The organism is Methylocystis sp. L43 (genome assembly GCF_015709525.1).
Classification (GTDB): Bacteria; Pseudomonadota; Alphaproteobacteria; order Rhizobiales; family Beijerinckiaceae; genus Methylocystis.
Genome location: NZ_JADNRA010000036.1, coordinates 59,621 through 83,662, shown reverse-complemented (window position 1 = coordinate 83,662; position 24,042 = coordinate 59,621). Strand labels below are relative to the sequence as shown.

Genomic DNA, 24,042 nt, shown 5'->3' with positions numbered 1-24,042 from the left:
CCGTGTGAGGACTGCCCCCGCTGATCAGCCATCGAGTTCAGGATAGTGACGAAATATCCCCTGCTCGTTGAATTTCAGCCGGCGATCGCTATCGAGGTATGCGCGAATGCGCGGGCGTTGCGCGACCGTCATGCGAAGAGCTGACACGCGCGGCGATTCGGCGAGAAGGGCCTTCGTTGTCTTGGGAAACGCATAGAGCAAGCCTTCCAGAACCTGGAACAGGGAAAGATCGGCGTAGCTCAAGGCATCGCCGACGAGATGCGAGTCGCCATCGGGATTGCGTGCGAGAATCGTTTCGAACCAATCAAGATATTTTTGTATCCGTTCCTTACGGAACCACTTGGCTCTGCGTGAGGCCTCGGGTTTCTGCTCTTCATAGTACAAATCCCCGCCTAAAGGATGATGGGTGTCGTGAGCCTCGCCGACCAAATCAGCGATCGTCAACTGAATTTGGTGAACCCAAAGTCTGCGCGCCGCGTCGCTGGGCGCGAGATCGTGACGATCGCCGAGATAAAGCAATATTGCGGCGGTCTGTCCGATGACCACATGTCCGACTTTAAGGAACGGCGGTGCGAATGACGGATGGACAAGATCCGTTCGTTCGAGAAAAGCTACAAGCGCCGCCTCGGCGTTTGGCTCACGCGCCATATCAATGTAGCTGGCGCCGGCCTCTTCCAACACGAGCCTGACGAACTCTCCACGTCCTTGAATGCCGGGCCAATAATAGAGCTCATAGGGCATGACTGGGCCTGCTGTCTCGGCGGCGCCGGAACCATCCTGCGCCGAATGTCGTCTTGGAGGTTGATCGCTTGATGGCCGCTAACGCTGCAAACATATTCCTTGAGCCGCACACATCAAGGTCGCGGCTCTTTGAGGTGCATCAAAGCCCGGACGCAGTCGCGCGGCTGCTCTATCTATCGCCGCGCGCGCTGTTAAGAGTGGCCCATTTGCATGACGAATTCTGCGCCGCGTAAAAGCTCTTAAGGATTCGCAACGTTCAATCGCGAACGGGCGGCTTCCAAATCCGCGGGCGCGTCAATGTCGGCATAGGCGCTTTCATCAAATACGTGCGCCTGCTTTTGAGAACCCGCGCAGTTCCTAAGCAATTGCTTGGCGCCCAGCGACCCAGAGAGCGCCGCCAGAGAGGAGAAGAATCGTCGGGGCCACAAAACAGGGTTGCGTTGCTCGCCCATGCACGTGGTCGGATAGGTGATCAAAGCGCCGCGGCTTTCCATAAAGACGGCCATCAGATCTTTGATCAGATCCGATGTCAAAAAAGGCAGATCGCCCGGGACGACAAACGCCCCTTGAACTTGCTGGCCGAGCGCCATTACGCCGACGGCGATCGACTCTCCCATGCCGCTTTCCCAGTTCAAATTGTGTGCAAAACGTAGCGTCAAGCCTTCGAGAGCTTTTTCGATCTGCGGGCGATCGCAGCCGGTAACGACGACAACTTCAACGCCGCTGCTGACGACTGCTTCGGCCACCCTGCGGATGAGCGGCTTCCCGCCAAGGTCAGAAAGAAGTTTGTTGTTCTCTCCGAAACGCTTCGAGGCTCCAGCAGCCAAGAGCACAGCTGCAATATTCACACGTGCCTCTTTTCGCGCGCGACTTTGACGATTTGCGCGAGAATCGAGACGGCGATCTCAGCCGGTCCCTTCGCGCCAATCGGCAGTCCGACCGGGGCGCTGATGCGCGCCAGCTCCGTATCGTTGAAGCCTGCGGCGGCGAGACGTTGCAGGCGCTTGGCGTGTGTCCGTGTCGAGCCCAGGGCGCCAATATACAGGCACTGCGAGCGCAGCGCCTCGATGAGCGCTTCATCGTCAATGGCGGCGGCGTGGGTCAGAGCGACCACCGCGGTCCTTGGGTCAAGCCCCAGGGACTTCAGCGAGATCCCAGGCCAGTCGGTGAGATTCTTGAAATCGCCCACGCGGTCGGCGCTCGCAAATGCGGCGCGCGGGTCGACGACGACGACGTCGTAACCAATGCGACTCGTCAGCTCAGCAAGCACCTGGCCGACATGCGTCGCGCCGACAATGACCACGCGAACGGGCGGGGTGAGCGCATGCAAGAAGACGGGATCATCGCCGAGAGAGAGAAGCCGGCTTTCACCCGAAACCAGGCATTGGGCGAACTCGGCCCACATCGGCGCCTCGGCGTCGAACAGGCGCCGCTCGCCGGTCGCAAGCGTCGTGAGCACGGCAAGCGACGTCCGTGCGCGGCGCGCTGAAAGCACTCTCTCCAGAAATGCTGAATCTCGCTCTCGACGCAGCGGCTCGACGTAGATGCTGATAGCGCCGCCGCAGGGAAGGCCTGCCCTCCACGCCAGCTCTTCCCCGACTCCGAATTCCAGCAGCCTCGACTTGTCGCGCGTCAGAACGTCCGCCGCTTCGGTAATCACTTCCGCTTCGACGCAACCGCCGGAGACCGAGCCCTCGAATTGTCCGTCTGGACCGATGGCCATTTGGCCGCCGATCGGCACGGGCGACGAACCCCAGGTGGAGACGACGGTCGCCAACGCCGCCTGTCCGAATTCCTCAAGCCACCTGCGGGCGCTCGTGAGCGCGTCTCGCGGCCGGCCGGGGTCTGGGACATAATTCATTTACGCTGCGTGGTTGTTCGTGGGCTGCCTCAGCGCGAGCAGCTTGTCGATGGTGATCGGAAGATCGCGGACGCGCACGCCGGTGGCGTGAAAGACTGCATTGGCGATCGCGGCGGCCGTGCCGACAATGCCGATTTCGCCGACGCCCTTCACGCCGAGCGGGTTCAGCCGAGGCTCCTGCTCGTCGACAAAAATAACGTCGATGGCGTGGACGTCGGCATGTACCGGCACGTGGTATTCGGCGAGATTGTGGTTCATGAACCGACCATATCGATGATCGATCACCGTCTCTTCGTGAAGCGCCATGCCGATGCCGCCAACCACGGCGCCAAGGATCTGACTCCTTGCCGTTTTGGGATTCAAAATGCGGCCCGCGGCCACCGCGCTGACGACGCGCGCGACGCGCAGCATGCCAAGCTCCTCATCGAGCCGCACCTCGGCAAACACCGCCGAATGCGCGTAATGCGAATAATCCTGCAAGACCCGCTCGTCTGGCGTCGACGATACTTCCGACGTAATGGGTTCGTTGAGACCGAGCAGCGCTTCCGACAGCGGCATGGCGCGCGAGGGGTCGCTGGTCATCCGGATTTCGCCATCCACCCAAGTAAGATCGGCCAGATCGACGCCTCTGAGCGGCGCGTTGCTGACTGCGCCGGCGCGCTTGAGGAGTTCCTTGCGCAGGCCGTCGCAGGCCTCCATCACCGCGGAGCCCGCAGAGGCGGCTGTCCAGGATCCGCCTTCGACAGGCGCGCTCGGCAAATCGGAGTCGCCAATCTTTACGATCACCTTGTCGAGCGGAAGGCCGAGCATCTCGGCGCCGATCTGCGCCAAAATCGTATATGTCCCAGTGCCAATATCGGCCGTCGCGCAGGCGATTTCCAATGTCCCGTCAGGCGCGAGAATCGCCCTCGCGCTCGTCGGCACGCGAAACGCTTCCCAAATCCCCGTCGCCATGCCGTAGCCGATCAGTTCGCGCGCCTCGCGCATCGAACGCGGCTCGGGCCGACGCTTGGACCAGCCGAAACGCTCGGCGCCTTGAAGGTAGCAATCCCTCAACGCCTTGCTTGAGATTGGCTTGCCATAGTTCTGATCCGTCTCGGAATAGTTTTTGAGGCGAAGTTCCAAAGGATCGACGCCAACCGCATAGCTGAGTTCGTCCATGGCGCTTTCAAGCGCATACATGCCGACCGCGCCGCCGGGCGCCCGCATGTCGCAAGGCGTGAAGAGATCGAGCCGAGCAAGCCTCGATGTGACCGTCGAGTGATCGCATGGATACAGCGCGCCAGACCAAACGACGGTGGGCTCCTGGTAGTCTTCAAACCGAGACGTATTAGCGATCGCATCATGCTTCACGGCGACCAATCGTCCATCGTTCTCGGCTCCCAGCGTTAGCGTCTGGAGTGTTTGCGGACGATAGCCAAGCGTGAACATCTGCTGCCGCGTCAGCGTGACCCTGACAGAGCGCTTGAGGCCAATGGCGGCGAGCGCCGCCATGAACAGCTGATAGTTGGGCCTGAGGCCTGCTCCGAAGGCGCCGCCCACATAGGGCGACAAAACTCGGACTTTTTCCTTGGCGAGGCCGAACACGTTACACAAATATTCGTGGCAATTCGGCGCGCCCTGCGTTTTATCGTAGACCGTGAGGCGGCCGTCGTTCTCCCAAACCGCCGTGCTCGCAAAGGTTTCCATCGGGTTGTGATGTTCGACCGGTGTGCGATATTCCTTCCGAATAAGGTTTGGCCCCCGCGATAAGGCGCTGTCGACATCTCCGCGCGGAGATGGATTCCACTCCGGCGCTCGTTTCTCCGGCGGCTCGAAAGCTTTGTCGATCTGCGTATCGAGATCGGTGACGGCCTCTTGCGTTTCATAATTGATGTCGATGAGACTCGCGGCAAAGCGCGCAGCTTCGAGCTCCTCCGCAACGACGAGCGCCACGGGCTGTCCCGAAAACAGAATTTCGCCGTCGTAAAGCGGGCGGAAGGGCGAGCCAGGCGCGGCGACTTGGTCCGTATATTTTTCATGCGACGAGGGGAGGGAGGGCCTGTTGTCGTGGGCAAACACTTCGATCACACCGGGCACAGCGAGCGCCGCGCTTCGGTCTATGCTTTTAATTCGGCCTTTGGCGACCGCGCTTGAGACCACAAAGCCATAGGCGAGGTCGGGCGCGCTGAATTCAGCGGCGTATTTCGCCCGGCCCGTGACTTTTGCCGGACCATCGATTCGCGAGACCGGCTTTCCGATGCCGTTCGTTCCAACAGACATAGCGCGGACCTAAACGATCACTTTCACGGATTGGGACTGCGGCGTTCCGGCGGCTGCTTGCTCAAGGGCGCGGACGATCGCCCGCCGTGCAAGTTCGATTTTGAAGCGATTATGGGCAAAGCCGACAGCGCCCTGCAAGATGATATCGGCTGCTTCGCAGAACGCCTTTCGACCAGCCTGCTCGCCCACGAGACCCTGCTCGGCGTCAGGCGCGCGCCATGGTTTATGGGCGACCCCGCCCAATGCGAGGCGCGCGGACTTAATCGCGCCTGCTTCAATCTTCAGAGCAGCAGCGACGGAAACAAGCGCGAAAGCGTAGGACAACCGATCCCGGATCTTCAGATAGCTGTAATTGCGGGAAAAGTCCTCGGATGGCAGTTCGATCGCCGTTATGATTTCATCACGCGCAAGATTGGTGTCGATTTCGGGCGTGTCGCCCGGCAGACGGTGAAAATCGGCGGATTTGATCGCGCGCTCGCCCTTGGGGCCCGCGACGTGAACCACGGCCTCAAGCGCGGAAAGCGCGACGCACATGTCGGAAGGGTGCACGGCGATACAGGATTCGCTCCAACCCAATATCGCATTCATGCGGTTAAAGCCTTCCGCTGCCCCGCAGCCCGACCCTGGACGTCGCTTATTGCAGGGAGTCGCAGTGTCGTAAAAATAGAGACAACGCGTTCGCTGCAATAAATTGCCGCCGGTCGACGCCATGTTGCGCAGTTGAGGCGAAGCTCCCGCAAGAATGGCGCTCGCGAGCAGGGGATAGCGCCTTGTAATGCGTTGGTCATAGGCGAGGTCGCTGTTGGGTACAAGAGCGCCGATCTTCAGCCCCCCTGTTTGCGTCTCCTGAATTTCGTTAAGCGGCAGCCCCGTGATGTCGATCAATCGCGTCGGTTGCTCGACGTTCTCCTTCATCAGATCGATGAGGTTGGTGCCGCCCGCAATGAACTTCGCAGCCTGGTGTTTCGTAATCTGGCTAAGAGCGTCGCCGACGTCGCTGGCCCTAACATAATCAAAATCGATCATGTCTCGGATCCTTGCATGACCGCCTCGATCGCCGCGAGAATGTTGGGATAGCAGCCGCAGCGACAAATATTGCCGCTCATCGATTCTCTGATTTCATCGCTCGTCTTGGCGCGGCCCTCGGCGATCAGTCCCACCGCCGAGCAGATCTGTCCGGGCGTGCAGTAGCCGCATTGAAAGCCGTCATGCGCAATAAAGGCGGTCTGAAGCGGATGCAGCTCGCCATTTTGCGCCAATCCCTCAATGGTGGTGATCTCGGCGCCGTCCTTCATCACGGCGAGCGTGAGACATGAAAGGACGCGCCGTCCGTTGATGAGCACCGTGCACGCGCCGCATTGGCCGTGGTCGCAGCCCTTCTTGGTTCCGGTGAGGTCTAGATGTTCACGAAGGGCGTCGAGGAGGGTGGTCCACGGCCGCAGGGCCACGCGGCGTTCCACGCCATTGACGCGGAAGGCTATTTCGAGCTTCGGCAGCAAGCTTCGCTCAGGAGGGTGCGATGTCGCCTGTGGTCTTCCCTGCATGGCTGATCCAAGAACGCGGAACTAGAACCGCCAGCATCGGGATTGGTTCCCTTGCAGCTTCAGGAGAGCATCGCAAATCAGATCGGGCGGAGAGGAGCACGATGGCTCGAAATGCTAGGTCACTTCTGTTCGACACACGCGCCGTTGATGGAGACCGTCATCTCATGGGAAGCGGCGTTCACGGCATATAATTCCACTGCGCCGTTGGAACGGTTGATGTTGCCTCCCTGATTCTTCTTATTTTTAAAGACGTAATAGGCGTCATTCTTTCGAATGAGGGAAAAATTGCCGTCGAGGGCGCTGACGTTGCTGAGCTTCACCGCTGCCCCTCTTATCTCGATGGAAAATGGCGCGGACTGGCTTGAGTCGCTCTGTTGAGCCGAAACCTCGCATTGATATGTCACCGGCGCATCTTCAGCGAAGGCCCAACCCGAGCAAAGCAAAGACAGGGCCGTCGCAACGGAGAGTCGTGATTTCACTTTGCATGTCCTTTTCTTTGGAAGCGTCGTCCTGTGCGCAGACGGGCGTCACTCGACCTCATTCGCGGGCTTACCGTTGTCGCGAGATCGGCGCCAACCCAATCTTTGAGAACGCATTTCGGATTCAGTTCGTCCATTTGGTGAGCGTCTTTGAGCGGGTCTCTCGCGCCGGGGTTTCGTCGCGGGATCACCTGTTTGGACGCGAGAACAATTTGCCCACGCCGAGACCGGCCGCCAGGTTCAGAGGCTGCGCGGCGTACTTGCGATTCGGCTAGGGCCAAGTCCGGGATTTGTCGAGAACCATTCCGTTGGTTTCTTCGAAAAGCCACTTTAAAACAGCGAATTAGGATAGTGGTGGAGCCAGACGGAATCGAACCGACGACCTCTTCAATGCCATTGAAGCGCTCTCCCAACTGAGCTATGGCCCCGATCTATTCGGACGCCTCTTGGGGGAGGCCGGACGGCTTGACGTCGTCGCGCGCTGTATAGTTCAGCCGCGCGTCGCCTGCAAGCCCGCTCAGCGAGGGCCGCCGCTCCGCCATGGCCGAACCATCGACGGGTCTGGCAATTAAGTCGTCTGCGCCAGCCTCCAGCCCACAGACGGTCGCCAGGGAGCCGTCATCGGCTGCAAGATGCGCGGTCGTTCGCGGGCAGATCGTCAATGAGGGGGATGCGCGCTCATGTGACGACAGAGCTCTCAGGGCTTCTCTGCGAGAAATGAATTCACCGTTTCCAAGAATTTCGCCACGGAGATCGGTTTTGACAAATAGGCTTCGCAGCCGCCCTGCAGGATTTTTTCCTCGTCGCCCTTCATCGCGAAGGCGGTGATCGCGATGACGGGAATGGCGCGCAGATCATCGTCCGCCTTGAGCATGCGGGTGACTTCCAGACCGCTGATCTCGGGCAGCTGGATGTCCATCAGGATCAGGTCCGGCCGATGGCTGCGCGCGAGGGATAGCGCCTCGAAGCCGCTCTTTGTTTGCAGCGTCGCATGGCCGTTGGCTTCCAAGAGATCGTTAAAGAGCTTCATATTGAGCTCGTTATCCTCGACGATGAGGATGGTCTTGGTCATTTCCCTTCTGCCCGTGTTTCCGCGTGCGATCAATCTCACCTAGCATAGGCGGATTAATGAAAAGCGCCAGAAATCCGCGTATTTCTAATGGTTGCGCGATCGGGCCATGCTTGCGGGCAATTCGAGGCTCCTCTAAACGGTTCGGAGATAGGGCGTAGCCCGGAGCAAGGTCCATGCTCCGCTTAGGCGGATTGCTGCAGGTTCAGCAGCGCTCTCGCTCGCGTTGGAGGCGCGAGTCCATGACGCTTCTCATGCCGAAGCCCGAGCCGGCGATTATGTCGCGGCGCAATGAACTCATTGCGCGCCTTGCGGCCATACTGCCGCGCGAAAGCCTGATCGTCGACGAGGTCGCGCGTCGCGCCTACGAATGCGACGCCTTCACTATGTACCGGGCGCTCCCTCTCCTCGTGGCGCTGCCAGAGAGCGTGGAGCAGGTGCGGGCCATTATGGCGCTCGCCGCCGAAATGAACGTCAAGGTCGTGCCCCGCGGCGCCGGCACGTCGCTGTCCGGCGGTTCGATGCCGCTCGAGGACGGCATTCTTCTCGGCATGTCCAAGTTCAATCGCATTCTCGAAATCGACTACGAAAACCGCTGCGCGCGCGTCCAGCCGGGCGTGCAGAATCTGGCGATTTCCAAGGCCGTTGAAGCGCAGGGCTTCTATTATGCGCCGGATCCGTCGTCGCAGATCGCCTGTTCCATCGGCGGCAATGTCGCCGAGAATTCCGGCGGCGTTCACTGCCTGAAATACGGCCTGACGACCAACAACATTCTCGGGCTCGACGTCGTGCTGATGGGCGGGGACCTCATCCGGCTCGGCGGCAAGCATCTCGACAGCGAGGGCTACGACCTCATCGGCCTGATGACCGGCTCCGAAGGCTTGCTCGGCGTCGTCACCGAGGTGACGGTGCGGCTGCTCCAAAAGCCGCCCGTCGCGCGGGGGCTGCTGCTCGGCTTTGCGAGCGTCGCGGCAGGGGCGCGCTGTGTCGGCGCGATCATCGCGCGCGGCGTCATCCCCGCTGGCCTCGAAATGATGGACAAGGCGACGATCCATGCGGTCGAGCGCTTCCAGCCATGCGGCTATCCGCTCGACGCCGAAGCGCTGGTCATCGTCGAGCTCGATGGGCCGCAGGCTGAAGTCGATCATCTCGTCGGCGTCGTGCAGGATATCGCGCGCGAGGAAGGCGCGACCACGATACGGGCTTCGACAAGCGAGGCCGAGCGGCTGCAGTTCTGGGCCGGACGCAAAAACGCCTTTCCGGCGGTGAGCTGCATCGCGCCCGACTATCTTTGCATGGACGGCACGATCCCGCGGGCGCGGCTGCCGGAAGCGCTCGCCGGCATGGATCGGCTCGCCAAGGCGCAGGGCCTCGGCGTCGCCAATGTGTTTCACGCCGGCGACGGCAATCTCCACCCGCTCATTCTCTATGACGCGTCGAAAGAGGGCGACATCGAACGCGCCGAAAAGCTCGGTTTCGACATCTTGCGCCTGTGCGTCTCGCTCGGCGGCGTTCTCACTGGCGAACATGGCGTCGGCGTCGAGAAGCGCGACCTCATGGGCGAGATGTTCACCGAGGTGGATCTCGCGCAGCAGATGCGGCTCAAATGCGCCTTTGATCCGGAGGGACGGCTCAATCCGGGCAAGGTGTTTCCGACGCTGCATCGTTGCGCTGAACTCGGGATGATGCATGTCTCGGGCGGCAAAATGCCCTTTCCCAACCTGCCGAGATTTTAGCGATGCGCTCCGCTTGCGCGACGCTCGAAATCCGCGACGAAGCGGACGCCGTTGACGCGATTTGCGCGGCGAAAGCGAAAGGCGACTGCTGCGCGATCGTCGGCGGCGGCTCCAAGTCGGGGCTCGGCCGCTTCGCGCCGCAAGCGCAGGCGCTCTCCACAGCCGCGCTGACCGGCGTGACGCTCTATGAGCCCGATGAACTCGTGCTCTCGGCGCGCGCCGGCGTTCCTCTGAGCGAGATTGAAGCGCTGCTGGACCAGCAGGGTCAACAGCTCGCCTTCGAGCCCATGGATTATGGACGGCTGTTTGGCGCAGAAACGGGCGGCGCCACGATCGGCGGCGCCACGATCGGCGGCGCCATCGCGGTGAACGCCGCCGGGCCGCGGCGGATCAAGGCGGGCGCGGCGCGCGATCATCTGCTCGGGTTCCGCTGCGTCACCGGTCGCGGCGAGCAGGTGAAATCCGGCGGCCGCGTGATGAAGAACGTCACCGGCTACGACCTGTCGAAACTCGTCTGCGGCTCCTACGGCACGCTGGCGCTCCTCACCGAGCTGACGCTCAAGGTGCTTCCCAAGCCGCAGACCGAATGCACGCTGCTGGCGATCGGCGCCGACGAGGCGGAGAGCCTCGCGCTCTTGCGCCGCGCCACCGCGACGCCCTGTGAGCCTTCAGCGCTCGCAATGCTGCCGGCAGGCGCCGCATTGGCGCTGGACGCCGATGCGGCCGCCATTCGCCTTGAGGGTCCCGCCATTTCCGTGACGGCGCGCCGCGACGATCTCGTGGCGCGACTGGCGAGCGGGCGCCTCAGATTTGAGGCGCTCGACGCGCGCGACTCGAAGACGCTGTGGCGAGGGCTGCGCGACGCCGCGCCCGTCGCCGCCAAGGTCGGCCAAATCTGGCGCATTTCCGTCGCGCCGAGCGAAGGTTTCGCGGTCGTCGAGCGCATCCGCCGCGCGGGCGCGCCGATGCTCGCGCATTTCTACGACTGGGCCGGCGGACTGATCTGGCTGTGCCTCGAGACTGCGCCTGACGCGTATGCCGCCGTCGTGCGCAGCGCGGTGGACGCCAGCGGCGGCCATGCGACGCTGATCCGCGCGAGCGCGGAGGCTCGCGCGAGGGTTGACGTCTTCCATCCACAACCGGCGGCGCTCGCCGCGCTGACGCGCCGCGTCAAGGAAAGCTTCGATCCGGCGCATATTTTGGAGCGCGGCCGCATGCGCGCGGAGTTTTAAGAGACGATGCAGACGTTTTTCTCGCTGCAGGCGCTCGCCAATCCCGACATGGCGGAAACGGAGAAGATTCTGCGCGCCTGCGTGCACTGCGGATTCTGCTCGGCGACATGTCCAACCTATCTTCTCACCGGCGACGAACTCGACGGGCCGCGGGGCCGCATCTATCTCATAAAGGAGATGTTCGAGAAGGAGCGGCCGGCTGATGCGCGCACGGCCCTTCACATCGATCGTTGTCTGTCATGCCTCTCCTGCATGACGACCTGTCCTTCGGGCGTGCATTTCATGCATCTCGTCGATCACGCCCGGGCGCATATCGAAAAGACATATGCGCGACCTGTCACGGAGCGCGCCATGCGCGCGGCGCTCGCTTTCGTCTTGCCGCGTCCTTCTCTCGCGCGACCGCTGTTTCGCGTCGCGGCGGCGATCCGTCCCTTGGCGCGCTTCCTGCCGCGCCGACTCGCGGCGCCGTTCGCGCTGGCGCCGTCCAGCCTTCCGCCTGTTTCCAGCGTCGATGCGCCGCAGGTCTTCGCCGCGCAAGGCGCGCGCAAGATGCGCGTTGCTCTACTCAATGGCTGCGTTCAGTCGGTCATCGACACGTCGATCAACGAGGCGACGATACGGCTGCTCACGCGCCACGGCGTCGAGGTCGTCGTCGCGAAGGGCGCCGGCTGCTGTGGGGCGCTGCCGCATCATCTCGGTAAGGTTGACGATTCGCTGCGCCATGCGCGGGCGAACATCGAAGCCTGGACGCGCGAAATCGACTCTGGCGGACTCGATCATGTCGTCATCAACGCTTCGGGCTGCGGAACGAGCGTGAAGGACTACGGCCATATGTTCCGCAATGATCCGACTCTCGCGGATACGGCCGCGCACATCTCGGCGATGACAAAAGATGTGACGGAGCTGATGACTGAGATTGGCTTTGCGCCGTCGGGCGACGCGCCGAAACTTCGGGTCGCCTACCATTCCGCCTGCTCTTTGCAACATGGGCAGAAGATATCGCAAGAGCCGGTCGCGCTGTTGACCGCCGCTGGCTTTGACGTCGTCGCCGTTCCGGAGGGTCATATCTGCTGCGGTTCGGCGGGAACTTATAATGTGCTTCAGCCGACGTTCGCCGAGGCGTTGCTGTCGCGAAAGGTCGCGAATATCGAGAGCGTCGCGCCGGACATTGTCGCGGCGGGCAACATCGGCTGCATCGTGCAGATCAGGTCGGGAACGCCCGTCCCAGTCGTCCACACAGTGGAATTGCTCGACTGGGCGAGCGGAGGGCCGAAGCCTGCCGCACTCGGCTAACGCAAAAACCCAACAATATCCTTCACCGCATTCATGTTCTCGCGAGCGATGGCGCGGGCGCGTTCGGCGCCGTCGCGCAGCACGCCGTCGACATAGCTCTCATCCTCGCGAATGCGGCGCATCTTGTCGGTGATCGGCGCGAGCTTGGCGACGGCGAGATCGACAAGCGCGCTCTTGAAGGTCGAGAAATTGGCGCCGCCGAATTCGCCGAGCACATCCGCCTTGCTGCGCCCCGAAAGCGCCGCGAAGATGCCGACGAGATTATAGGCCTCGGGGCGCCCTTCGAGGCCCTTTTCCTCGGAAGGCAGCGCGTCGGGGTCGGTCTTCGCCTTCTTCACCTTCTGCGCGATCTGGTCGGCGTCGTCCGAGAGGTTGATGCGCGAATAGTCGGAAGCGTCTGACTTCGACATTTTCTTGGTGCCGTCGCGCAGGCTCATCACCCGCGTCGCCGGGCCGGAGATCAGCGGCTCGGGCAGGGGAAAGAAGGCCTCGCCAAAGCCGTTGCGCGCGATCGATTCCGAGAAGTCATTGTTGAACTTCTGCGCGATATCGCGCGCAAGCTCCAGATGCTGCTTCTGGTCGTCGCCGACCGGCACATGCGTCGCGCGGTAAATCAAAATATCGGCGGCCATCAGTACCGGATAGTCGAGCAGGCCCATGGAGGCGTTCTCGCGATCCTTGCCGGCCTTGTCCTTGAACTGGGTCATGCGATTGAGCCAGCCGATGCGCGCAACGCAATTCAACACCCAGGCGAGCTCGGCGTGCTCCGGCACCTGGCTCTGGTTGAAGACGATGTTCTCTTTGGGGTCGATGCCGCAGGCGATGAATGCGGCGGCGATCTCGCGCGTGTTCGCCTTCAGCGCGATCGGGTCCTGCGGCACCGTGATCGCATGCAGGTCGACGACGCAATACATGCAATCGAAGCTCTTCTGCAGCTCGACGAATTTGACGATCGCGCCGAGATAGTTGCCGAGATGCAGATTGCCGGTGGACTGCACGCCCGAGAAGACGCGCTGAGGAAGTGTGGACATGTGATCGGCCAAGGGTTTTGGGTTTGGCCGGTCTTATGGCGAGAAGCGCGCGCGCGCAAGTCCGGGGCGCCTGCGTTGTCACTGCCCTGGATTTGCGACCGAAGAGAGATGGCGCTTTTGCTTGAAAACGCGCCGTGGTATCCGGAAATTCCATTGACTTCGCGGACGGGAAGATTGCGGTGGATCAAGGGCAGCTGTCGGAGGAACGCTACGTCCAGTCGACTCGTTGGACGCTAGTGATGTTGCTGCTCAGTTGCGGAATGACCGGCGCGTCAATCTACATTCTTCTTCTCTTCAACGCTTCTAACCGCCCTGAAGCTGCGTGGGGCGTAATTTTTGGTTGGCTCGGCGTTGGCTTCTTCGGCCTTTGCGCTTGCGTGTTTCTAGCGCTTCTGGCGCGTCCTCCGACGTTGCTGTTGAACAGCGCGGGATTCACGCTCGCCGGCGGCTTGAACCTTACGCCGCAGAAAACGGCGTGGCGCCACGTTGAGCGATTCTTTGTTAATCACGAGGGATTTCTCTCACCTGGAACGGTCGGTTTGCGTTATCGCGGGCTTCCAGGGGAAAGGATATTGCCGGTCGACTGGGAATTGCCGACCCGGGAGATGGTCGCGCGCCTCAATGCCTATCGAGAGCGCGCCCTCGCATGCGCCGGCGATCCAGATGATTTGCATGTTGCTTCGGAGTCGCCAGCCAGTGAACGACCGAACGTCGAAGTGGAGAATTTGGTCGTCTTCGGGCCGGAGCGCTATGTCACATCGGCCCGCAAAGTCTTTTTCATGCTGCTGTTGGGCTGCGCGTTAGTCGCCGGGTCTTTTTTCGTTACCCGTGCCGTGGGCCTTTTTGCCATCCTATTTTTGGCCGTTCCTCTCTTGAGGCTGCTCTGGCTTTTGATTCGCCCCTATAAATTAATGTTGGACGGCGAAGGCTTCACGCTTTCCGGCGGAACATCTTTGAAGCCCCAAAAAACGGCATGGCGCGACGTCGAGCGATTTTTCATCCGTGGTTCCGTGGTTCCCGGCCCTAAATCCGTCGCCTGGGCTTGCGTTGCAGGTCGTAGCCCAAAAAAACGGGCGTTCATGAGCCATTTCCTTGCGCCTGAAGGTGAACTGGCTGATGGCGAACTGCCCGACCTGTGGACATCATCGGCGCCGGAGTTAGAGCAGCGCCTCAACGCCTATCGAGCGCGCGCTCTTGCCGCACAAGACAAGCTCACAAAATAAATCGGCTCAAATCCCTGTTCTTCGCCAGATCGCCGATATGCTCCTCGACATAGGCGCCGTCGATCACGACACTGTCGCCCGCGCGGTCCGACGCCGAGAAGCTGATGTCGTCGAGCACGCGCTCCATCACCGTCTGCAGGCGCCGCGCGCCGATATTCTCGACGGAAGTGTTCACCTGCACGGCGACCTTGGCGATCGCGTCGACGGCGGATGGCGAAAATTCGAGCGTCAGGCCCTCGGTGCCCAATAGCGCGGAATATTGCTTCGTCAGGCAAGCCTCGGTTTCAGTCAGAATGCGACGGAAGTCGTCTTCATTGAGCGAAGCGAGTTCGACGCGAATCGGCAGGCGCCCCTGAAGTTCCGGCAGCAGGTCGGAGGGCTTCGCCACATGGAAGGCGCCGGAGGCGATGAACAGCACATGGTCTGTTTTCACCGTTCCATGTTTCGTCGCGACGGTCGTGCCTTCAATCAGCGGCAGTAGGTCGCGCTGCACGCCTTCGCGCGAGACGTCGGCGCCGCCGCGTCCTTCGCGCGCGCAGATCTTATCCATCTCGTCGATGAAGACGATGCCGTTGTTCTCGACCTCGTGGATCGCCTCGCGGACGCTCGCTTCCTGATCGATCAGCTTGTCGCTCTCTTCGGCGATCAGAGGCCCCTGCGCCTCTTTGACCGAGAGTTTGCGCGGCTTGCCGCGCTGCATCGCCTTGCCGAAAATATCGCCGAGCGAAAAGGCGGAGACGCTGGCGCCGGGCATGTTCGGCAGTTCGAACATTGGCATTGAGGAGCCCGACTGCGTCAGCTCGACTTCGATTTCCTTGTCGTCGAGTTCGCCCGCGCGCAGGCGGCGCCGAAACGTTTCACGCGTGCCGGGCGACGCGGCGGGTCCCACCAGCGCATCGAGCGTGCGCTCTTCGGCCGCTTGCTGCGCGCGCGCCTGCACGTCCTTACGGCGGCGCTCCTTGACCATCAGAATCGCGACTTCGACCAGATCGCGCACGATCTGCTCCACATCGCGGCCGACATAGCCGACTTCGGTGAATTTCGTCGCTTCGACTTTGATGAAGGGCGCATTGGCGAGACGCGCGAGACGGCGGGCGATCTCGGTCTTGCCGCAGCCTGTCGGGCCGATCATCAGGATGTTCTTGGGCAACACCTCTTCGCGCATCTGGCCTTCGAGCTGCAGTCGCCGCCAGCGGTTGCGCAGCGCGATGGCGACGGCGCGCTTGGCGTCGCTTTGCCCAACGATATAGCGATCAAGTTCGGAAACGATCTCGCGCGGCGAGAAGTCGGCCATGGTCAGTTCCTTCGGAACGGCAGTAGGCAGTAGGCGATCGGCAGTCGGGCTATCCTAACTGCCGACCAACGACTGCCGAATGCCCTAGATCTTCTCCACCACCACATTCTGGTTGGTATAGACGCAAATCTCGGAAGCGATCACCATTGCGCGGCGGGCGATGGTTTCGGCGTCGAGCGGCGAATCGAGCAGGGCGCGCCCGGCGGCGAGCGCGTAGTTTCCGCCCGAACCAATGGCGGCCACCGCGCCTTCGCCCGTGCCTTCCGGCTCAAGCACGTCGCCGGAGCCGGTGAGTACGAGGCCGACGCTCTTGTCGGCGACGAGCATCATCGCCTCCAGGCGCCGCAGATAGCGGTCCATGCGCCAGTCCTTGGCGAGTTCCACGCAGGCGCGCATCAATTGTCCGGGATATTGCTCGAGCTTCGATTCGAGCCGTTCGAAGAGCGTGAAGGCGTCGGCGGTCGCGCCGGCGAAACCGGCGATGACGTCGCCCTTGCCCAAACGGCGCACTTTCTTGGCGTTGCCCTTCATGATCGTCTGGCCGAGGCTGACCTGGCCGTCGCCGGCGATCACCGTTTCTCCGGCTTTCTTGACGAGGATGATTGTCGTCGCGTGCATGGCCGCAAGGCGGTGTTGTTCGCTATCCATTCGCCGTATCCAGCCTGAGAGGTCCAGCCGATGTAGGGTTTAGCGGCGATTCGAGCAAGGGCGGAGCGGCGACGGGGCAGCCGCGCAATTCGCCAGTTGGGCTGGGATTCACTGCCAGACTCACTCGCGCGGCGCGCCGGCGAGCGGCGCGGGAAAATCCAGGACCTCGCGCGTATAGGTCTCGTGCACCTCGGAGAGAGGACGTTGATCGCGCGCATAGACCACGGCCGTGTGCTCGAAGAGGTCGTGCGGAATGGAGAGCGCGCCGCCAGCATTTTCAGGCGAGGCCGTCGAGAGGGCCGAAAGCTCCCAGCCTTCGGGCAAGGGCGACCAGCGCACTTTCATCTCGATGGTGCGACGGAACGGCTGCAGCGGAGCGATGGCCTTGCCGAAGGGCGTTTCCGTCGTCTCCAGCATGCGGTTCATTTCATCGGAAAGCCGCCCAGGCACATACCAATTGTCGGCCTCCGAGAGCACGTGATCGCCGCAGGCGAGCTGCACGCGCCGGTATTTCACCGGCTCCTCGTCGCTGACGTCGAGCCGCCGGCGCGTCTCCGCGCTCGGCTGCTGCTCGATTCCGGCAACGCGGCGGGCGACAATCTTGGGCTCCGCGGACATCTTGTGATCGGCGCACCATTTCTCGAGCGTCGCCGTGGCGCTGCGGCTTGCGAGCAGGGAGGCGTTGAGCGTTTGCATGAGCGCCAGCGCTTCGATGCGCGGCACGAAGCCGTCCCGCCAAGGCTCGCCGGCGGCCGGAATCGACATCAAAGACGCCGCGAGGAGCGCGAGAACGAGCCTAAGTCGCATGTTTATGCCTCCCTGCGCGCGGCAGATTAGCGCCGCGACTTCGCAATTCCACCGGCCGCCACCGGCCGGTCGCCGCCAACTGCGGCATTTAGCGTGTTCTTGATGCGGCGTCGCGAAGCTACAAGCGCCTATCGGCGTCGGAGTTATTGCCGTGGTCGCGCTTAGCCAGGGAATCGACGCGAACAGACGGACCATTCTTTTGTGTCGGATCCACCGACAAGCGGCGTTGGTTGGCGCGCATCTCGCTTCTCCTGACGCCCAAGCAGTTCGGGTGGCGAATCCAAGGCGGAGTTGCTACAAGCTGGCCGCTTGCGGCCGCAGTCGCCGGCAACGCCGGCATGGCCCAGGAAAAGGCAGGAAATGCGCAGCGCGACGATCGAGCGCAACACCAAGGAAACCAAAATCTCGGTCACCGTCGACCTCGACGGGGACGGCCGCTCGGAGATATCGACCGGCTTGGGGTTTTTCGATCATATGCTCGACCAGATCGCCCGTCATGCGCCGCTGGATCTTGCGGTGCGCGCTGAGGGCGATCTGCACATCGACGGCCATCACACGGTCGAGGACGTCGGCATCGCGATCGGCCAGGCGGTGGATCGCGCGCTTGGAGACCGCAAGGGCATTTCCCGCTATGGCGACGCGCATGTGCCGCTCGACGAGGCTCTGACCCGCGTCGTCGTGGACGTTTCGGGGCGGCCCTTTCTCGTTTACGAGGTCGCATTTCCGGCGCAGCGGATCGGCGGCTTTGATACCGAGCTGATGCGCGAATTCTTCCAGGCCTTTGCGGTTCATGCCCGTGTCGGGCTGCACATCGAATGCCTGCGCGGCGTCAACAGCCACCATATCGCCGAAAGCGCCTTCAAGGGCTTCGCGCGCGCCTTCGGCAAGGCGGTGGCGATCGATCCGCGCCGCTCGCAGGGGGAAGCGCCTTCCACCAAGGGAACGCTCACCGCCTGAAGAGAGGCGGCTGACGCCGACGAGGGGACGGCCGATGGCGATATTCACTGTTCATTTTCCGCGCATGGCGCCGGGCCAGCTTCCCGCGCCGGACAAGATCGTCTTCTTGCGCGACGGCTTTTCCTGGCCGGCCTTTATTTTTGGGCCGTTCTGGCTGGCCTGGCGGCGCGCCTGGCTGGTCGCCGTCCTCTGGACGCTGCTTCTCGTCGCCTTGGCGCTTATCGCCTGGCAGCTGCGGGTGTCGCGCGACGCGATGTCCTGGCTGACGTTCGGGCTCGCTGTCTGGCTCGGTTTCGAGGGGGAACGGCTCGTCGGCTGGAATTTGGCGCGCCGCGGCTATGTCGAGCAGGATCTCGTCATTGGCGATGACCTCGACGAGGCGGAGGCGGCCTACTTCCACCGCCATCGCCCTTCTGGGGAGCCCGCTCCTTGACGACCGCGATCATCGACTATGGGTCGGGCAATCTGCATTCCGCCTTGAAAGCCTTTGAGCGCGCTGCCCGCGAGTCGCAGGCGCGAGGCGACATTTGCGTCACCAGCGACCCCGACGTCGTGCGCGCCGCCGAGCGCGTCGTCCTGCCGGGGGTCGGCGCCTTCGCCGATTGTCGCCGCGGCCTGATGGCGATCGACGGTCTCTTCGGGGCCCTGCAAGAGGCGGTCATTGACCGCGGCCGGCCGTTCTTAGGGATTTGCGTCGGGATGCAGCTCATGGGCGCGCGCGGCCTTGAACATGGCGAAACGCCGGGCCTCGGCTGGATTTCGGGAGACGTCGCCGCGATCGAGCCTGCGGAGCCTTCGCTGAAAATCCCGCATATGGGCTGGAACACGCTGACGCTGAGCCGGGAACATCCGCTCTTTGCCGGCGTGCCGACGGGAGAGCGCGGATTGCATGCCTATTTCGTGCACTCGTTCCAGCTGACGCCGGCGTCGCCAGAACATGTTCTCGCGACGACCGACTATGGCGCGCCGCTCACCGCGGCCGTGGCGCGCGACAATATCGTCGGCGTGCAGTTTCATCCCGAAAAAAGCCAGAGGCTGGGCCTAGCGTTGATCGGCAATTTCCTGAGGTGGCGTCCGTGATTCTGTTTCCCGCAATCGATTTGAAGGAAGGTCAGTGCGTGCGCCTCGCGCAGGGCGATATGGACCGCGCGACCGTGTTCAATGACGATCCCGCCGAGCAGGCGCGCGCTTTCCAGCGAGTCGGATTTGAATATCTGCATGTCGTCGATCTCGACGGCGCTTTCGCCGGCGCGCCGCGCAACGCGCAGGCGGTCGAATCCATTCTCGCCGCGCTGACGATTCCCGTGCAACTCGGCGGCGGCATTCGCGACATGCGCACGCTGTCCTGCTGGTTGGAAAAAGGCGTCGCGCGCGTCATCATCGGCACGGCGGCCGTAAAAGACCCGTCTTTCGTGCGGGAGGCGGCGCGCCTTCACCCGGGCCGTGTCGCCGTAGGGGTCGACGCCAAGAATGGTTTTGTCGCCGTCGACGGCTGGTCGCGCGCGACACGCATGTCGGCGCTCGATCTCGGCAAGAGCTTCGAAGACGCGGGCGTGAGCGCCATCATCTACACCGACATCTCGCGCGACGGCGTTTTGACCGGGCTTAACATCGAGGCGACCTTGGCGCTCGCCGACGCCTTGACGATACCCGTCATCGCCTCCGGCGGCCTCGCGTCGCTCGCCGACGTCGAGCGGCTGCTGCAGCCCGACTGCCGCAAGCTCGCCGGCGCGATCACCGGACGGGCGCTCTATGACGGGCGGCTCGATCCGGCGCAGGCATTGGCGATGATCCGCGCGCGCGCGGCGACCGAGAACGCGTGATGCTGAAAGCGCGCGTCATTCCCTGCCTGGACGTGAAAGGCGGACGCGTCGTCAAAGGCGTCAATTTCGTCGATCTGCGCGACGCCGGCGATCCGGTCGAATGCGCCATCGCCTATGACGCCGCCGGCGCCGACGAACTCTGCTTTCTCGACATCACCGCAAGCCATGAAGACCGCGGCATTCTGCTCGACGTCGTGCAGCGCACGGCGGAAGCCTGCTTCATGCCGCTGACCGTCGGCGGCGGCGTGCGCACGCTGGACGACATCCGCAATCTGCTGCTCGCGGGCGCTGACAAGGTCTCGATCAATTCCGCGGCCGTGGCTAATCCCGGATTCGTTCGCGAAGCGTCGGAAAAATTTGGCGCGCAATGTATCGTCGTCGCCATTGACGCCAAGCGCGCAGCCGAGGGACGCTGGGAAATCTTCACTCACGGCGGGCGCCGCGCAACGGGGATCGACGCAGTGCAATTTGCGCGCGACGTCAGCGAACTCGGCGCCGGCGAAATCCTGCTCACTTCGATGGATCGCGACGGCACGAAAAGCGGCTTCGATATCGCGCTGACGCGGGCCGTCTCCGACGCGGTGCAGGTGCCGGTCATCGCCTCGGGCGGAGTCGGAACGCTCGACCATCTCGTCGCCGGCGTCAAGGAAGGCCATGCGAGCGCTGTGCTCGCCGCTTCGATTTTCCATTTCGGCGAATATTCGATCCCGCAGGCGAAGCTTCACATGGCGGCTGCGGGGCTGCCGATGCGCCTCGATGGCCTGGAGGCGATGGGATGATGGCAAAATCCAGTTGCAGCGCAGGGGCGATGACCCCCTCCCTGTCCCTTCCCCGCTTCGCTTCGCTCGCGGGAGAGGGGACGCTAACGATCGGCGTTAGCGAAATCCCGACGAAGCGCGAAATCTGCTCCCTCTCCCGCGAAGCGGGGGAGGGTTGGGGAGGGGGCCTCTCATGAGTTTCACGCTCGACGATCTCGCGGCGCTCATCAAATCACGCCGCGTGGATGACGCCTCGACCTCCTATACGAAAACCCTGCTCGACTCCGGAATGCCGCGCATCGCCAAGAAATTCGGCGAAGAGGCGGTCGAAACGGTGATCGCGGCGATGGAGGACGACCGAAGCGCGCTTGTCAATGAAGCCGCCGATACGCTCTATCATCTTCTCGTCATGCTCGAAGCGCGGGATATTTCGCTCGGCGACGTGTTGCGCGAACTGGAGCGGCGCACGAAACAGTCCGGGCTCGCAGAGAAAGCCGCGCGCGGAGTAAAGGAATGACGGTGGCGGAGCTCGTCCCCAACAACGAGGCTCTTTCCCCCTACCGGCATTTTACGCGCGCCGAATGGGCGTCGCTGCGCGCCGATACGCCGCTGACGCTGACGCTCGACGATCTCGTCCGACTGAAGTCCCTCAACGATCCGATCTCGCTCGAAGAGGTCATCGAGATCTATCTGCCGCTCTCGCGCCTGCTCGCGCTTTACGTCGCTGCGACGCAGGGCCTCTTCAAGGCGACGCAGCGCTTTCTCGGCGCCGAGGACGGCAAGGTTCCCTACATCATTGGCGTCGCGGGCTCCGTCGCTGTGGGCAAATCCACGACGGCGCGCGTCTTGCGCGCGCTCCTGTCGCGCTGGCCGAATACGCCGAAAGTGGAGCTCATCACCACCGACGGATTTCTCTTGCCCAACAGAATCCTTGAAGCCGAAAAGCTGATGGACAAGAAGGGCTTTCCGGAAAGCTACGACAACAAATCGCTGCTGCGATTCCTCTCCGATGTGAAGGCGGGACGGCGCAACGTCTGCGCGCCGGTCTATTCGCATATGACCTATGACGTCGTCGAGGGCGAAGCGAGCTGCGTCGACCGGCCCGACATTCTCATCGTCGAAGGCGTCAACGTCTTGCTTGCGCCGCGCATGCGCGACGGCCGCGAAATACCCTTCGTCTCCGACTTCTTCGATTTCTCGGTCTATCTCGATGCGCCCGAAGGCGTGCTGGAGCGATGGTATGTGGAGCGCTTTCGGCGCCTTCAGCAGACCGCGTTCCGCGATCCGAAATCCTACTTCCGCGTCTATGCCGATCTCGATGCGGAGGAGACGACGCGCGTCGCAAAAGACATATGGACGCGCATCAACCTCGAGAATCTGCGCCAGAACATCGCCCCGACCCGCCCGCGCGCGAGTTTGATCCTCACCAAGGACGCCGATCACAGGATCGAGGAAGTGTCGCTGCGCAAATTATGAGCTTCGCTTCGGCCGCGACGCGGAGTTCGCTTGCGCGAGGCGCGGCTTATAGGGTGGGCGCATGATCGCGGGTCTGCAAACGCTTGTCTTTCTTCTCGCGGCGGTGGCGTTCGTCGCCTTCATCGCGTCGCGCTCCGGCGCCGCCGCGCCAATCCTGCTCGTCGCGGCCGGCGTGCTGATCGCCGTCGCCCCGGGCGTGCCCGCCCTTGTGTTGGAGCCGCAATTCGTGCTGCTCCTCGTGCTGCCGCCGGTGATCTACATCTCCGCGGTCAATATGAGCTGGCGGGAGTTCAAATTTAATCTGCGGCCGATCCTTCTGCTCGCCGTTGGCTGCGTCGTCTTCACCACCATTTCCGTTTCACTCGCGACGAAATGGCTGCTCGGCTGGCCTTTGGCGGTTGGCTTCGTGCTCGGCGCGATCGTGTCGCCGCCCGACGCCGTCGCGCCGCTCGCCATTGCAAGGCGCATGCAATTGCCGCGGCGCATCTCGGTCATTCTGGAGGGAGAGGGTCTCGCCAACGACGCCACCGCGCTTGTCCTTTATCGCTTCGCGGTGGCGGCGGTCAGCGTCGGCTCCTTTTCGCTGGCGCAAGGAGGCGAGACCTTCACGGTGATTATCGCCGGCGAAATCGTGTGGGGCATCGGCGTCGGCTGGACGATGCTGCGGCTGCGTCGCTTCATGCGTGATCCGCGCATTGAAATCACGCTCTCGCTGATCACCCCGTTCTTGGCCTATTGGCCGCCTGAACATCTCGGCGGCTCGGGCGTCATCGCGACGGTCGCCACCGGCCTTTATATCAGCTGGAACGGCCCCAGACTGATCAGCGCCGCGACGCGTCTGCAAGGCGTGTTTTTCTGGGATTTCTTCCTTTTTCTGATCGAAGGCCTGGTTTTTCTCTTCACCGGTCTACAGGCGCAGGCGCTTTTTGCGCGAATCCAGGACCATTCGCTGTACGAACTGACGACGTCCGCCGCGATCGTTTCGCTCGTCGTCATCGCCGCGCGATTCGTGTGGACGTTTCCGATCACCTACCTGCCGCGCTGGCTCATTCCGCCGCTGGCGCGACGCGATCCTTCGCCGCCGTGGCAGTGGCCGTTCATCATTTCCTTCACTGGCGTGCGCGGGATTGTCTCGCTCGCCGCGGCGCTGGCGATCCCGCTCGCCACTGCGGACGGCGAGCCGTTTCCCTATCGCGACTCGATCTTTTTTCTCACCTTCTGCGTCGTGATGGTGACGCTCGTCTTTCAAGGGTCGGCGTTGCCGTGGATCATCCGCAAACTCGGCCTCGTTAGAACCGGCATGATGGAACGCGTGCTCGACCGCGCTGAAGAGCTGCGCGCCCGCCACGCCGCGATCGAGGCGTCGAGCGCGAAACTCGCGCGCTTCGGGGCGGAGGATGACGTGCCGGAAGAAGCGATGAACTCGCTTCTCGCACAACAGGAATATTTTCTGTCGCGCGTCCGCATGAAATGCGAGGCAAGCGAAGAACGCCGTACGCTGACGGTGCTTCACGACGAGATCGAACTGCAGCTCATCGCCGAGGAGCGCAAATTGATCAACGGCATGCTGCGGGAAGGAAAACTCACCGACGAAGCGCGCCGCCGCATCGAACGCGAACTCGATCTGCGCGAGGCGGACACGCTGAATCGGAAGAAAGAGCGGCTGGGGTAGAGCGACGCGGCGCGTCAAGAACGCGGCGCTCGGGAAACGTCAAAAGCCCCCTCCCTGTCCCTCCCCCGCTTCGCGGGAGAGGGGACGCTAACGATCGGCGTTAGCGAAATCCCGACGAAGCGCGGAATCTGCTCCC

Annotated in this window: 24 protein-coding genes and 1 tRNA gene; 12 read left to right on the top strand and 13 right to left on the bottom strand. The window is 62.6% G+C overall.

Translation table 11 applies throughout. The features are described 5' to 3' along the window. Positions 1-24: 24 nt before the first annotated feature. From IYX23_RS18410 to IYX23_RS18370, 9 genes are all read right to left on the bottom strand, one after another. Complete coding sequence (locus IYX23_RS18410) at positions 25-741, bottom strand: glutathione S-transferase (RefSeq protein ID WP_196394407.1); 717 nt, start codon at positions 739-741, stop codon at positions 25-27. A 239-nt stretch (positions 742-980) separates the two neighbouring features. Continuing rightward, a complete protein-coding gene (locus tag IYX23_RS18405) occupies positions 981-1,589 on the bottom strand; it encodes a nucleotidyltransferase family protein (protein ID WP_196394406.1) in 609 nt (202 codons plus the stop codon). Then, positions 1,586-2,602: an XdhC family protein gene (locus IYX23_RS18400; RefSeq protein ID WP_196394405.1), complete on the bottom strand. Its 1,017-nt coding sequence runs from the start codon at positions 2,600-2,602 to the stop codon at positions 1,586-1,588. Before IYX23_RS18400 ends, IYX23_RS18405 begins: the two co-directional genes overlap by 4 nt. Beyond that, a complete protein-coding gene (locus tag IYX23_RS18395) occupies positions 2,603-4,864 on the bottom strand; it encodes a xanthine dehydrogenase family protein molybdopterin-binding subunit (protein ID WP_196394404.1) in 2,262 nt (753 codons plus the stop codon). Positions 4,865-4,873: 9 nt separating this feature from the next. Further along, entirely contained in the window at positions 4,874-5,890 is a 1,017-nt protein-coding gene (locus IYX23_RS18390; RefSeq protein WP_196394403.1) for a xanthine dehydrogenase family protein subunit M, read from the bottom strand. Beyond that, entirely contained in the window at positions 5,887-6,408 is a 522-nt protein-coding gene (locus tag IYX23_RS18385; protein ID WP_196394402.1) for a 2Fe-2S iron-sulfur cluster-binding protein, read from the bottom strand. Before IYX23_RS18385 ends, IYX23_RS18390 begins: the two co-directional genes overlap by 4 nt. A 119-nt stretch (positions 6,409-6,527) precedes the next feature. Beyond that, on the bottom strand, positions 6,528-6,887 hold the full coding sequence (locus tag IYX23_RS18380; protein ID WP_196394401.1) for a hypothetical protein: 360 nt from the start codon (positions 6,885-6,887) through the stop codon (positions 6,528-6,530). A 352-nt stretch (positions 6,888-7,239) separates the two neighbouring features. After that, positions 7,240-7,315 (bottom strand) — tRNA-Ala (locus IYX23_RS18375). A 269-nt stretch (positions 7,316-7,584) separates the two neighbouring features. After that, positions 7,585-7,959, bottom strand: coding sequence for a response regulator (locus IYX23_RS18370; protein WP_196394400.1), 375 nt, complete (start codon positions 7,957-7,959; stop codon positions 7,585-7,587). Positions 7,960-8,198: 239 nt separating this feature from the next. Between IYX23_RS18370 and IYX23_RS18365 the strand changes: the two genes are divergently transcribed. From IYX23_RS18365 to glcF, 3 genes are read left to right on the top strand one after another with little or no spacing between them, the layout of a single operon-like run. Further along, a complete protein-coding gene (locus IYX23_RS18365) occupies positions 8,199-9,692 on the top strand; it encodes an FAD-linked oxidase C-terminal domain-containing protein (RefSeq protein WP_196394399.1) in 1,494 nt (497 codons plus the stop codon). A 2-nt stretch (positions 9,693-9,694) separates the two neighbouring features. Next, positions 9,695-10,924, top strand: coding sequence for a glycolate oxidase subunit GlcE (gene glcE / locus IYX23_RS18360; RefSeq protein WP_196394398.1), 1,230 nt, complete (start codon positions 9,695-9,697; stop codon positions 10,922-10,924). A 6-nt stretch (positions 10,925-10,930) separates the two neighbouring features. Continuing rightward, positions 10,931-12,217, top strand: coding sequence for a glycolate oxidase subunit GlcF (glcF, locus tag IYX23_RS18355; RefSeq protein ID WP_196394397.1), 1,287 nt, complete (start codon positions 10,931-10,933; stop codon positions 12,215-12,217). On the opposite strand, the gene trpS is transcribed toward glcF, so the two are convergent. Further along, positions 12,214-13,248: a tryptophan--tRNA ligase gene (gene trpS / locus IYX23_RS18350; protein ID WP_196394396.1), complete on the bottom strand. Its 1,035-nt coding sequence runs from the start codon at positions 13,246-13,248 to the stop codon at positions 12,214-12,216. The two genes, glcF and trpS, sit on opposite strands and share 4 nt — an antisense overlap. A 239-nt stretch (positions 13,249-13,487) precedes the next feature. Here trpS and IYX23_RS18345 point away from each other — a divergent pair, with 239 nt between their 5' ends. Next, positions 13,488-14,471, top strand: a complete 984-nt coding sequence (locus tag IYX23_RS18345) for a hypothetical protein (protein ID WP_196394395.1) — start codon at positions 13,488-13,490, stop codon at positions 14,469-14,471. Here the strand turns inward: IYX23_RS18345 and hslU are convergent. From hslU to IYX23_RS18330, 3 genes are all read right to left on the bottom strand, one after another. Beyond that, positions 14,461-15,765 carry an ATP-dependent protease ATPase subunit HslU gene (gene hslU, locus IYX23_RS18340; protein ID WP_196394394.1) on the bottom strand — a complete coding sequence of 435 codons (1,305 nt, stop codon included), beginning with the start codon at positions 15,763-15,765 and terminating at the stop codon, positions 14,461-14,463. The two genes, IYX23_RS18345 and hslU, sit on opposite strands and share 11 nt — an antisense overlap. Before the next feature lie 84 nt (positions 15,766-15,849). Further along, a complete protein-coding gene (hslV, locus tag IYX23_RS18335; protein WP_196394393.1) occupies positions 15,850-16,413 on the bottom strand; it encodes an ATP-dependent protease subunit HslV in 564 nt (187 codons plus the stop codon). Between the two features lie 120 nt (positions 16,414-16,533). After that, positions 16,534-17,220, bottom strand: a complete 687-nt coding sequence (locus tag IYX23_RS18330; RefSeq protein WP_196394392.1) for a hypothetical protein — start codon at positions 17,218-17,220, stop codon at positions 16,534-16,536. A 360-nt stretch (positions 17,221-17,580) separates the two neighbouring features. On the opposite strand from IYX23_RS18330, the gene hisB reads away from it, so the two are divergent. From hisB to IYX23_RS18290, 8 genes are all read left to right on the top strand, one after another. Beyond that, on the top strand, positions 17,581-18,177 hold the full coding sequence (gene hisB / locus IYX23_RS18325; protein ID WP_196394391.1) for an imidazoleglycerol-phosphate dehydratase HisB: 597 nt from the start codon (positions 17,581-17,583) through the stop codon (positions 18,175-18,177). Positions 18,178-18,211: 34 nt separating this feature from the next. Further along, entirely contained in the window at positions 18,212-18,610 is a 399-nt protein-coding gene (locus IYX23_RS18320) for a DUF2628 domain-containing protein (protein ID WP_018409005.1), read from the top strand. Further along, on the top strand, positions 18,607-19,257 hold the full coding sequence (gene hisH, locus IYX23_RS18315; protein ID WP_196394390.1) for an imidazole glycerol phosphate synthase subunit HisH: 651 nt from the start codon (positions 18,607-18,609) through the stop codon (positions 19,255-19,257). The genes IYX23_RS18320 and hisH overlap by 4 nt, the downstream gene beginning before the upstream one ends. After that, entirely contained in the window at positions 19,254-20,000 is a 747-nt protein-coding gene (gene hisA / locus IYX23_RS18310) for a 1-(5-phosphoribosyl)-5-[(5-phosphoribosylamino)methylideneamino]imidazole-4-carboxamide isomerase (RefSeq protein ID WP_196394389.1), read from the top strand. Before hisH ends, hisA begins: the two co-directional genes overlap by 4 nt. Continuing rightward, the gene (hisF, locus tag IYX23_RS18305; RefSeq protein ID WP_196394388.1) at positions 20,000-20,779 is read left to right on the top strand and encodes an imidazole glycerol phosphate synthase subunit HisF; all 780 of its coding nucleotides are present in this window, start codon (positions 20,000-20,002) and stop codon (positions 20,777-20,779) included. Before hisA ends, hisF begins: the two co-directional genes overlap by 1 nt. A gap of 172 nt (positions 20,780-20,951) precedes the next feature. Then, positions 20,952-21,275: a phosphoribosyl-ATP diphosphatase gene (locus IYX23_RS18300; protein WP_196394387.1), complete on the top strand. Its 324-nt coding sequence runs from the start codon at positions 20,952-20,954 to the stop codon at positions 21,273-21,275. Next, complete coding sequence (gene coaA / locus IYX23_RS18295) at positions 21,272-22,234, top strand: type I pantothenate kinase (protein WP_018408999.1); 963 nt, start codon at positions 21,272-21,274, stop codon at positions 22,232-22,234. Before IYX23_RS18300 ends, coaA begins: the two co-directional genes overlap by 4 nt. Before the next feature lie 61 nt (positions 22,235-22,295). Further along, a complete protein-coding gene (locus IYX23_RS18290) occupies positions 22,296-23,906 on the top strand; it encodes a Na+/H+ antiporter (protein WP_196394386.1) in 1,611 nt (536 codons plus the stop codon). The last annotated feature ends 136 nt before the right edge of the window (positions 23,907-24,042 follow it).